Annotated in this window: 11 protein-coding genes and 1 other annotated feature; of the genes, 7 read left to right on the forward strand and 4 right to left on the reverse strand. The window is 47.7% G+C overall.

Annotated elements, in window-relative coordinates:
- Window positions 1–286 precede the first annotated feature (286 nt).
- Window positions 287–1,018 carry a Sir2 family NAD-dependent protein deacetylase gene (locus tag QZT18_RS22640; protein ID WP_294151859.1) on the forward strand — a complete coding sequence of 244 codons (732 nt, stop codon included), beginning with the start codon at window positions 287–289 and terminating at the stop codon, window positions 1,016–1,018.
- A 187-nt stretch (window positions 1,019–1,205) separates the two neighbouring features.
- Here the strand turns inward: QZT18_RS22640 and QZT18_RS22645 are convergent, their stop codons facing one another.
- Window positions 1,206–2,693, reverse strand: coding sequence for an aldehyde dehydrogenase family protein (locus QZT18_RS22645; RefSeq protein ID WP_294151861.1), 1,488 nt, complete (start codon window positions 2,691–2,693; stop codon window positions 1,206–1,208).
- Window positions 2,694–2,926: 233 nt separating this feature from the next.
- Here QZT18_RS22645 and QZT18_RS22650 point away from each other — a divergent pair, with 233 nt between their 5' ends.
- From QZT18_RS22650 to QZT18_RS22660, 3 genes are all read left to right on the forward strand, one after another.
- Entirely contained in the window at window positions 2,927–3,112 is a 186-nt protein-coding gene (locus tag QZT18_RS22650; protein WP_294151863.1) for a hypothetical protein, read from the forward strand.
- Window positions 3,113–3,199: 87 nt separating this feature from the next.
- On the forward strand, window positions 3,200–3,808 hold the full coding sequence (locus tag QZT18_RS22655) for a TetR/AcrR family transcriptional regulator (protein WP_294151865.1): 609 nt from the start codon (window positions 3,200–3,202) through the stop codon (window positions 3,806–3,808).
- A gap of 42 nt (window positions 3,809–3,850) precedes the next feature.
- A complete protein-coding gene (locus tag QZT18_RS22660; RefSeq protein WP_294151867.1) occupies window positions 3,851–4,348 on the forward strand; it encodes a flavodoxin domain-containing protein in 498 nt (165 codons plus the stop codon).
- A gap of 208 nt (window positions 4,349–4,556) precedes the next feature.
- On the opposite strand, the gene QZT18_RS22665 is transcribed toward QZT18_RS22660, so the two are convergent.
- The 3 genes from QZT18_RS22665 to QZT18_RS22675 are packed head-to-tail and all read right to left on the reverse strand — an operon-like array spanning window position 4,557 to window position 7,344.
- Complete coding sequence (locus QZT18_RS22665; RefSeq protein WP_294151871.1) at window positions 4,557–5,330, reverse strand: ABC transporter ATP-binding protein; 774 nt, start codon at window positions 5,328–5,330, stop codon at window positions 4,557–4,559.
- The gene (locus tag QZT18_RS22670) at window positions 5,331–6,206 is read right to left on the reverse strand and encodes an ABC transporter permease (RefSeq protein WP_294151874.1); all 876 of its coding nucleotides are present in this window, start codon (window positions 6,204–6,206) and stop codon (window positions 5,331–5,333) included.
- 28 nt (window positions 6,207–6,234) lie between these two features.
- Window positions 6,235–7,344, reverse strand: a complete 1,110-nt coding sequence (locus QZT18_RS22675; protein WP_294151876.1) for an ABC transporter substrate-binding protein — start codon at window positions 7,342–7,344, stop codon at window positions 6,235–6,237.
- 148 nt (window positions 7,345–7,492) lie between these two features.
- Window positions 7,493–7,732 (reverse strand) — a binding site (T-box leader).
- Window positions 7,733–7,850: 118 nt separating this feature from the next.
- Between QZT18_RS22675 and QZT18_RS22680 the strand changes: the two genes are divergently transcribed.
- The 3 genes from QZT18_RS22680 to QZT18_RS22690 all read left to right on the forward strand — a co-directional run bounded on the left by QZT18_RS22680 (window position 7,851) and on the right by QZT18_RS22690 (window position 10,166).
- On the forward strand, window positions 7,851–8,363 hold the full coding sequence (locus QZT18_RS22680; RefSeq protein WP_294151878.1) for a cysteine hydrolase family protein: 513 nt from the start codon (window positions 7,851–7,853) through the stop codon (window positions 8,361–8,363).
- 109 nt (window positions 8,364–8,472) lie between these two features.
- Window positions 8,473–9,306, forward strand: a complete 834-nt coding sequence (locus tag QZT18_RS22685) for a GyrI-like domain-containing protein (RefSeq protein ID WP_294151880.1) — start codon at window positions 8,473–8,475, stop codon at window positions 9,304–9,306.
- Window positions 9,307–9,617: 311 nt separating this feature from the next.
- The gene (locus QZT18_RS22690) at window positions 9,618–10,166 is read left to right on the forward strand and encodes a DUF6144 family protein (RefSeq protein ID WP_294151882.1); all 549 of its coding nucleotides are present in this window, start codon (window positions 9,618–9,620) and stop codon (window positions 10,164–10,166) included.
- Window positions 10,167–10,228: the final 62 nt, after the last annotated feature.

Here is a 10,228-nt window from a genome sequence, read left to right on the forward strand (position 1 = left end):
CGCAAGCGTTTCCCGCAGGAACTTTTTCTGCCCGGATTTCCCACCCGCGACAACCGACCTCCCGGACTGAAGACTCATACCCCCTTCTCACCATCCCGCCCCCGGCCGTCCCGGCGGCGTTCTCATTTCTCAACTCTCATTTCTCAACTCCCCGCACTTTTGCTTGTAACCTTTTTCTGTTTTTAGTATAATAGAAATAACTGAATCGGATGGTAATTTTTATAAAGATTCTGAATAGTTATAATAGAATTATATTACGGGGGCAATAAAACAGGGAGGGAAGCATATGGACAGTCAAATCGTGCATTTACAGGAGATTTTGGGGAAAAGCAATTATACGGTGGCGCTCTGCGGTTCCGGCATGATGGAGGAGAGCGGATTTATCGGTATTAAGAAACCGGAGCGGGCTTATGAAATTGAGTGTGTTTACGGAGCCTCACCGGAGGAGATTTTTACAAGCGCCTATTACAACACACGCCCGTCTAAGTTTTTCGATTTCTACAAAAAAGAAATTCTGGAGAAGATACCGGAGCCCAGCCCGTCCAGCCATATTATGGCGGCCATGGAGAGAGCGGGACATCTGCAGTGTATCATCACATCCAATATCTTTGAACAGGAGAAGAGGGGCGGCTGTGAGAACGTCATCGACCTGCACGGCACGATTTATAGGAACCGCTGTCCTCACTGCGGGGAATACTACTCGGTGGAGGATATTATGGGTGAGAAGGGCGTGCCTCACTGCAGGATATGCAACTCCGTGATTCGTCCCCTTGTCTCACTGTTCGGTGAGATGGTAGACAGCCGCATCATGACGAGAACGACGGAAGAGATCGGTAAGGCGGAGGTACTGCTCCTTTTGGGAACAACATTGAATTCAGATGTATTTTCCCATTATATCCGGTATTTCAGCGGGAAACATCTCATTCTGATCCATAATGCGGAGCATTATATGGACAATAAAGCGGATCTGGTGATTATTGATGAGCCGGGCAATGTCCTTTGCCAGCTTGGATATTGACGGAAATCCCTGTATTTATCCACACAGTCGAGACCATGCAGAAAATTGAAACCATGCAGAAAATTGAAACCATATAGAAAATTGAAACCACACTAAAACCGCACTAAAACCGCACGGAAAAAGAGAGGAAAAGGCCATAAACCTTTTCCTCTCTTAAATTATTTTTCTTTAATAAACGGTAAGCACTTTATTTTGCCGGATAGAATCCGCTTGGAGACTCGGACAGATTAATCATGATATTCTTCATCTGTGTATAGTGCTCCAGGATTACTTTGTGGGTTTCACGGCCGATGCCGGATTCCTTGTAGCCGCCGAACGGTGAGCCTTCAGGAATCTGATTGTATGTATTGACCCACATACGCCCGGTTTCGATTCCGCGGGATACGCGGATTGCGCGGTTGATATCGCGGGTCCACACGGCGCCGCCGAGGCCGTATGCATTGTCGTTAGCCATGCGGATCACTTCATCCTCGTCACGGAACTTGATAATGCAGGCAACCGGTCCGAATATTTCTTCCTGGGCAACACGCATATCGTTGGTTACGTCGGCCAGCAGGGTCGGGCGCATGAAGCAGCCGTTTGCCAGTTCGCCGTCGGTGATGCGCTCGCCTCCGCAGATGACGCGTGCGCCTTCCTGTTTTCCGATCTCTACATAGCTCAGTATTTTTTCCAACTGGCGTGCGTTAATCTGGCTTCCCATCTGTGTTTCCGGATCCCATGATACGCCGACTTTCACATTATTAAAGGCTTTGACGGCGTCTTCCAGGAATTTATCATAGATATCCTCGTGTACAAATACACGGGAACCTGCGCAGCAAACCTGGCCCTGGTTGAACAGGATGCCGAGCTGTAAGCCGTCGATGGCCTGCTCCCAATTGCAGTCCGGGAAGAAGATATTGGCGGATTTGCCTCCGAGTTCCAGAGTGGCGGGGATAAGGCGGTCTGCCGCCGCAAGGGCAACCTGGCGTCCGACTTCGGTGGAACCTGTAAATGCCAGCTTGCTAAATCCCCTGTGATCCAGCATATACTGTCCGGCTCTTGAACCGGAGCCTGTGATAACGTTAAATACGCCCTTTGGAATGACATCCTGCACAAGGCGTGCAAATTCAAGCACGGAGAGTGAGGTGTCGCTGGAAGGTTTAAATACGGTACAGCAGCCTGCGGCGAGAACCGGAGCCAGTTTCCAGGCGGCCATCAGGAACGGGAAATTCCACGGCACTATCTGGCCGATTACTCCGATCGGTTCGCGGAGAATTAAGGAGAGGAACTGCTCATCCAGCACGTTGGCGCTGCCTTCCTCCGCCAGGATGCAGCCCGCAAAATAGCGGAAATGCTTGGCGCTCAGCGGAATGTCAATTGCCATAGTCTCACGGATTGGCTTGCCGTTATCCAGGGACTCCACCATGGCCAGATGTTCTGTATTTTCATCAATAATGTCTGCAATCTTGTTGAGAATCGCCGCGCGCTCACTGGTGGGAACCCATTTCCATGTCTCAAAGGCCTTCCAGGCGGCCTTTACGGCGTCATCCACGTCCTCTTTCGTCGCCTGCGCACATTCTGCCAGTTTCCCGCCGTCGGCCGGGCATTTGGCCGTAAATATGGCGCCGTCCGATGCATCGCGCCATTCACCGCCGATGTAAAGCTGATATCTGTCCTGAAGTTCTGTTTTAATCATTCGATACCTCCTGTTCTGAGCTGATATTCAATGTGTCCGTTTATAAGTTCTCTCTGAGCCTCCAGATATACTTATTGCATTAACCATACCATTTTATGGAAAAAAACACAATAAATTGTTAAATAATTCTCGATACAGTTTTAAATTTAACAAACTATTGTGGGAATATAATTGAATTAGCTGTAAATAAGAATTATAATGAAATAAAATATAAGTCAGAAGGAGGATAAAAAATGAAGCAGGAAAACGGAGAAAAAATATGTTTCCGGTATATCTGCCCGAAGTATCCAAAATGTGCACGGGCCAGGGGAAAGGGATGCTGCATTGAGGAACCGGAGGATGAAACTCTGCTGGTGCGTGAAGAGGAGTGTGGGGCAGAGCTTGGTTTTCCGCTGTTTATCGGGGAAGGCGGGAGATAATATAAATGGTATCGCGATTGACAAATTCACAAAATCCGGTTATTATTACACTGTAAATTAAATTAACACTGTTAAGTGAGGCGGATTATGGGAATCAGGGAACGGCGTGACGGTGAGAAGGCGGAGATGAGAAAGAAGATCATGGACGCCGCCGTTGAAATTATTAACCAGGACGGGTACGAGAATTTATCAATCAGAAAGATAGCGGCAAAAATCGAATATTCCCCGACGGCAATTTATCTTTATTACAGGGATAAAGCACAGATTATTACCGATATGGCCGATGGTCTCTGCCGTGAGACGGAGAGCAGCGCAGCCGCCTGTCTGGAGGCGAATAAAAGTGCCCCCGTGACGCAGCAGCTCCGGGTGGTTCTGGCGGATTTCATAAGATTTCTCACCGGGAAACCGGAGATGGCGAAAGCGATTATCTACAGCGGAATGAACGTAATCTTTGCAAATGATAATAAAGACGCAACTCCGGCCAACGAGGGAATCAATATGCTGGACCGGCTCCTTTTAAAGGGAATTGAAGAAGAAGGATTCAGGCCCGGTATCCGCGGCACAGGATGGATGATTGTAAGCGCGCTCCTGGGATTTGTCATAAGCGCCATTGAAAAACGGCTCTATCTGCTCGAAGATTTTAACCGGCTTGCAGACGACTTTGTGGAGCTTTTGACAGAAGGGATCAGCCGCTGACGATAGCGGTGTTATCCGGCCGCATAAGGCGAGGGAGACATTATGAAAACACTGATATTATTTGCGGGCAGATACGGCTGTACGCGGGACTGTGCAGATTATCTGAAGGGCAGACTCGGCCCGGGCACGGATATGATGGATTTAAAAAACATTGGAGAGGCAGATTTGCAGCAGTATGACTGGATTGTCATAGGCGGTTCAATCTACATGGGAAAAATACAAAAAGAGGTAAAGTCCTTTTGCACCAGGAATCTCAAGACACTGCTCGCAAAAAAGACAGTGCTTTTCATCTGCTGTACAACACCCGAAGAGTCGGACCACTTTTTCAAGCATAATTTCCCATCCCCGCTGCTGGAACATGCAGAGGAAACGGTAAATTTCGGCGGAGATTTGAGACCGGAGAAAATGAGTTTCCTGGATAGGAAATTAGCGGCGGCCGTATCCAGACTGGAACCGAAGAAGCTCGGAATATTATATGAAAATATAGACGGGCTGGCTGCCGTGATTGCGGAAAACGGAGCTAAAGATAGGATCCGGTGAGCCGGATTCCCGCGCCGAGCGCTGCCGCATAGCGGTAAATTACATCTTCGAGCGAGTGCGCATCCTGCCCGGAGGGCTTGTTACATCACAGGAGTTTTTCTTATGATATAACAATAAGGCGGAGCAGACATTGAAGTGTGTCTGACCCGCCTTATTAAATTGTTTAAAGATGATATGAGTTCACCGGTTCTGCCGTTTGCATTACCAGTTAGTTGCCGCACTCAATACTGATTTCATTGAATCGGTCGAGCAGATCCTCCACTTTCGTGGCCTTTTTATCCTCGCCCTTCTGATCGAGAATGGAATGGCCCTGATGCATCATCAGGAGGCGGTTGCCGTATTCAACGGCATAGCGGAGATTGTGGGTAACCATGATGGTGGTCAGTTTCTTTTCGCGGACAATCTTGCCGGTCAGTTCCATGATGATTTCGGCCGTTTTCGGATCCAGGGCAGCGGTGTGCTCATCCAGGATCAGGAACTCGATCGGTGTCATGGTGGACATCAGAAGCGCCATTGCCTGCCTCTGTCCGCCGGAAAGTACGCCGACCTTCACTTCCAGCTTATCTTCCAGGCCCAGTCCGAGGGTGCTCAGGTTTTCACGGTAATAATCAATCCTTTGCTTGTCGGTGCCGCGCTTTAAATTGAACGGTTTTCCCTTTGTGTCCGCCAGGGCCATATTTTCCAGGATGGTCATATTGGGGCAGGTCCCCATGGCCGGATTCTGGTAAACGCGGCCGATGGTGCGCTGGCGTTTGAATTCAGGCATGCGGCTGATGTCCTTGCCGTTTATGATAATCCGTCCGCTGTCGACCGGAATGCTGCCGCAGATGATATTTAAAAGTGTTGTCTTGCCGGAACCGTTGCTCCCGACTACGGATACAAAGTCGTGTTCATCAATGGTCAGATTAAAATCTTCAAACAGGCACATCTCATTGACTGTCCCGTGGTTATAATATTTATCAATGTGTTTTAATTCCAGCATTTATCTCACCTTCTTCTTTCCATTCTCACTGACTACGAGGATCACAAGGAAGAATATGGACGTGATGAGCTTTAAGTACAGTGTTTTAAGTCCGAGGGCCATGGCCATGGAAACACAGCCTTTATATACGATGGTTCCCAGGATAACGGCCGTCGTAGCTTTCAGTTTCCCGAATCTGGCAAATACCTTGGTTCCGATGATAACGCTTGCAAGGCCCATAACAATGGTGCCGGTGCCGACGGAAATCTCAAAGAATCCCTTCTGCTGGCAGTACACGGCGCCCGAGAGGGCGGCCAGGCCGTTTGCCAGCGCCAGGCCGAGGATTTTGACGGAACCCTTATCCTTGGCTAAGGAGGTGACCAGAGTTTCATTGTCGCCTACGGCGCGCAGAAGATAGCCGGAGCGTGTTTTCATATACATGTCGAGAAGCACCTTGACTACAACGACAATCAAAAGAAGGATGATTACGGTGCTGAATTCACCGAACGGTGACGGGAGTCCGTAAACAAACTCATTGTCAAAAATCGTATCTTTACTGAAAATCGGCAGGTTTGCCTTGTCGCCTGTGATTCTTAAATTCAGGGAATACAGCGCCGTCATGACGATAATTCCTGAAAGAAGGTCACGCACCTTCAGTTTGACATGGATCAGTCCTGTAACCATTCCGGCCAGGGCGCCTGCCGCAAATGCGATAAAAAGAGTGAGAAACGGCGGCAGTCCGGCAAGTATCAGAGTGGCGGTGACGGCCGCTCCCATGGGGAACGTACTGTCTACCGAAAGATCCGGAAAGTCGAGGATGGTGTAGGTGATATAAACGCCCAAAGCCATCAGTGCATAGATTAAACCTTCATTCAAAACGCCAAGTATGATAGACATGGCAAACCTCCAAATTTCTTCTTAATAGTTATTGTGTGATTTCGTCAAACATTTCCGCCGCGTCTGCGGTCAGACTTTCCGGTAAGGTGATGCCCAGGTTTTCCGCAACCTTTGTGTTGCCGTAGAAAGAAGCGCCCTTGATGATTTCAAAATTCATTTCGCTGGCTTTTGCTTCACCCTTTAACACCTTGGCAGCCATCTGTCCTGTCTGTCTTCCAAGAGCAACATAGTCAAGTCCCTCGGATGCAAGGCAGCCTACCTTAACCTGCTCTACTTCACTTCCGAATACCGGAATGCCTTTTTTGTTAGCCGCATCCAGGACAACCTGAAGAGCGCTTACTACCGTATTATCCGTCAGGTTGTTGATACAGTCAACCTTCTGAACCAGCTGGTCGACCGCCAGCGGAACGTCTGCCGTTGAGGAAACGCCGCTTTCAACAATTTCAAATCCGTATTCCGGAGCGGCTGCTTTATATTCTTCAATCGTGGAGAGGGAGTTAACTTCGCTTGTGCTGTACATGATACCAATCTTTTTTGCATCAGGGAGAATCTCACGGATCATCTGAAGCTGTTCCGTTACAGGAAGCTTGTCGCTGGTTCCCGTCACTTCGCCGACCGGTGTGCCGTCTGCATTGGCAAGTTCAGCCATAACCGGGTCGGTGACTGCCGTATAGATAACGGGGGTTCCCGTTTTTCTGGCAGCACTGTAGGCGCTCTGTGCGATTGGAGTTGCAATGCCGCAGATTAAATCCGCTTTTTTGGAAATAAAGTTGGTGATAATCTGGCTGGATGTACCGCCGTCGGCATTGGCGTTCTCATAGAGGATGGTCAGGTTTTCGCCTTCTACAAAACCTTCTTCTGCAAGTCCCTGGATGAAACCTTCCCGGCAGTTGTCGAGTGAACCGTGAACGGCAAACTGGCCGATACCGATTGTATATTTTCCTTCTGCAAGCTCTCCGGTCTGTCCGGCCTCGGAAGCAGCTTCGGAAGTTTTGGCCTCCTCTGTGGATTCTGCTGCTGAAACGGCCTCCGTCTCAGGTGCCTTTGTCGTCTCTGCCGTATTTCCTGAAGAACAGCCGGATAACATGGATGCTGCCATAGCGCCGATTAATAATGATGCAAATACTTTCTTTTTCATAATTCTTTCCTCCATTTACTGTTTTTATGATTTTTGCAAATAAAATTCCGTTTCTCTGAGGGGACGGTTCCCGGTTTTGTCCGCTGCAGTTCGGTTCTGCCCGGAGAGCTTTTTAACAAAATAAAAAATCCCAGACGCAGAAAACTGCATCTGGGACGAATTGATAAATCCGCGGTACCACCCAAATTGACTTTGACTTCAAGTCCACTCAATCATATACAAACATATATGCCGCCAGATAACGGTTGCGGTTTCCGTCAGCCCATACTGTTGTTCAGGGCTGCCCTCAAAAGTCCATTCGGCTATCAACTTCATACCATGCTTCCACCATGTCACGGCTCTCTGTGATGTTGTAAGATAACTTACTCCTCTTTTTCAACGGTTTTTATTTTCATTCATCCTAATACTTTTCCGGGGATTTGTCAATAGCGTTTGCAGAAAAATTGTGATATAATTTTAAAAATATGTGAAAGCAGACAGAGCGGACAAGGAAAGGGGCGGTAATAATGAAAAAATTACTGGCAGTAATTGACATGCAGAATGATTTTGTAGACGGTTCCCTGGGGACGGAAGAGGCCCAGGCGATTGTACCGGGCGTCAAAGCCCTGATTGAGCAGTACCTCGATGAGGGCCAGGAGGTTGTCTTTACGCTGGACACTCATGACGGCGGCTACCTGGACACACTAGAGGGGAAAAATCTGCCGGTTGCGCATTGCATCAAGGGAACAAAAGGCTGGGAACTATGCGGCCAGTTGAATGAATATGAAGGAAAACGGTTTGAAAAGCCGACGTTCGGCTGCACCGGGCTGGCCGAATATGTAAAAGAGGGGGGCTATGAGTCGGTTGAACTGGCGGGCCTCTGTACGGATATCTGTGTTATTTCCAATGCGCTTCTCATCAAAGCGGCCGTTCCCAATACACCGGTGAGCGTCAGGGCCGGCTGCTGCGCGGGTGTGACGCCGGAGAGCCATGAGAACGCGCTGAAGGCCATGAGCATATGCCAGGTGAGGATTTTATAAGGAATGAGAAGCCGGGAGGCAGGATGATGGACGGCGAGATAACGTACGGTGAGATAATGTACTGGGAGAAGATGAACGGAGAAAAAGAATAACGGAGAAATGGAATTATATGGACAGGAAAAAACTGGTCAATCAAAGCATTGATTATATTATGCAGCATTTAGGGGAGGATTTATCGCTGGATACCGTATCGGCCCATTTTTTTATATCGAAATACCATTTTAGCCGAATTTTCAAGGAAGAGACCGGGGAAAGCATCTATTCGTTTATTAAACGCTGTAAGGTTGACCAGAGCGCCGTTGATATAAAATTAAATCCTGCGAAAGCGATTACAGAGATCGGACTGGATTACGGATACAGTTCTTCCAACTACAGCTCCGTATTTAAAAAGCATCACGATGTTTCCCCGTCCTGTTTTAAGCAGGCAATACCAACGCTCAGAATGCCGGTTCCCTTTACCCCGGAGCGGTTTGCTTATTTTAAAACTGCGGAGGAATACGCCGCACAGATTGAAATTAAAGAGCTTGATGATTTTTTTGTGGTGTATGAGCGGTTTATTGGAAACTATATTGATCTTGAAAAAAACTGGTATTGTTTTGTAGATAAATACAAAGCACAATTGAATGAAACGTCGATTCTCGTGGAGCGTTTTTTTAATGATCCGGCTATTACAAATTCGGCGCAGTGTATCTGCGATATCTGCATGACGGTGGAAGAGGACTGTGACCTGAGTAATGTGATGTGGATCCGGGGCGGCAGGTGGATTGTCTACCGTTTCGACGGAGAAATCAAAGATATTTTTGAGACATTACAGGGGATTTTCAGTGTCTGGCTGCCTCAAAGCGGTTATACCATGGCACAGCGCTACGGACTTAATATTTATCAATGGATAGACAGGGACAATCATAGAGTAGTTATGGATTTATGTATTCCAATTGAATAAGAGCAAGATTTCAGAAGTCAACAGGATGGCTTTCTTTCTATAATCGTAAGTGTTTAGAACTACTTCGGATAGAAAGGAGGCCGTTTTTATGATGTCGGGAAAAGAAGCGCCCCTGTCATTTGGGACATACAGTACCGCACACCGCCTGCCGTCTTACGGTATTGTAAAAAGTGAGGGAAGAAAAGGGGGTATTTAAGCTCGGGGGAGTTTCGGGTCAATGTACATCAAAAAACTTTGGATATCTGGCTGATTTGATAAACTTATCGGCAGCAGGCCGATTGAATTAATCAGTCGAAAATATGGAGGAAATCATGTTTGATATAAGAAAAATACAAGAAAGAGTTATCTATGAATCTGTCAAAGCGGAAAGCAATGAAGAAATAGCCGGTGAAGTGGTATACGGCAAAGAACGCTCAGAAAATACAGAAAAGGATGCGGAATGGGTAAAGTCTGCAATACACCGTTTGGAAAGCCGATTTGAACCCGCAGCCATAAAGAAAATAAGAATGAACTGTCAGTGTGGTTACGGAATGGAGGAAAAACTTGCACTGGTAAAAGAACTGAAGTCGACCGCATCAAACATCGAAGAGTTTACAGGTTCAGAAAAAGCAAGGGCAGCCGGTCTTTTCTCTAAAGATGGAGAACTGTTTCTCCAATTCAGTTTTTGCCCCTGTCCTATGATGGCGGATGTGGAAAAATTAGAAACAAACACATGGTGCCAGTGTACGACCGGTTACAGCAAGGTTCTCTTTGAACGGGCCTTTGCCTGCAGGGCCGATGTGGAATTGCTGAAAAGTATCAAGATGGGCGATGAGGTGTGTCTGATGAAGATTGTGCTTTATGAGCCGGAATGGCAATAAGGGGGAAATTTAGTTGAGATGTGAGGACGCCTCTGTAAGACGGCGGACGGGGGAGTGGGAGG

The organism is uncultured Clostridium sp. (assembly GCF_900547735.1).
Lineage (GTDB): Bacteria > Bacillota > Clostridia > Lachnospirales > Lachnospiraceae > Otoolea.

Bases quoted from the DNA above. Each gene is read 5' to 3' on its own strand.
- QZT18_RS22640 (WP_294151859.1), top strand. From the start codon at position 287: ATGGACAGTCAAATCGTGCATTTACAGGAGATTTTGGGGAAAAGCAAT.
- QZT18_RS22645 (WP_294151861.1), bottom strand. From the start codon at position 2,693: ATGATTAAAACAGAACTTCAGGACAGATATCAGCTTTACATCGGCGGT.
- QZT18_RS22650 (WP_294151863.1), top strand. From the start codon at position 2,927: ATGAAGCAGGAAAACGGAGAAAAAATATGTTTCCGGTATATCTGCCCG.
- QZT18_RS22655 (WP_294151865.1), top strand. From the start codon at position 3,200: ATGGGAATCAGGGAACGGCGTGACGGTGAGAAGGCGGAGATGAGAAAG.
- QZT18_RS22660 (WP_294151867.1), top strand. From the start codon at position 3,851: ATGAAAACACTGATATTATTTGCGGGCAGATACGGCTGTACGCGGGAC.
- QZT18_RS22665 (WP_294151871.1), bottom strand. From the start codon at position 5,330: ATGCTGGAATTAAAACACATTGATAAATATTATAACCACGGGACAGTC.
- QZT18_RS22670 (WP_294151874.1), bottom strand. From the start codon at position 6,206: ATGTCTATCATACTTGGCGTTTTGAATGAAGGTTTAATCTATGCACTG.
- QZT18_RS22675 (WP_294151876.1), bottom strand. From the start codon at position 7,344: ATGAAAAAGAAAGTATTTGCATCATTATTAATCGGCGCTATGGCAGCA.
- QZT18_RS22680 (WP_294151878.1), top strand. From the start codon at position 7,851: ATGAAAAAATTACTGGCAGTAATTGACATGCAGAATGATTTTGTAGAC.
- QZT18_RS22685 (WP_294151880.1), top strand. From the start codon at position 8,473: ATGGACAGGAAAAAACTGGTCAATCAAAGCATTGATTATATTATGCAG.
- QZT18_RS22690 (WP_294151882.1), top strand. From the start codon at position 9,618: ATGTTTGATATAAGAAAAATACAAGAAAGAGTTATCTATGAATCTGTC.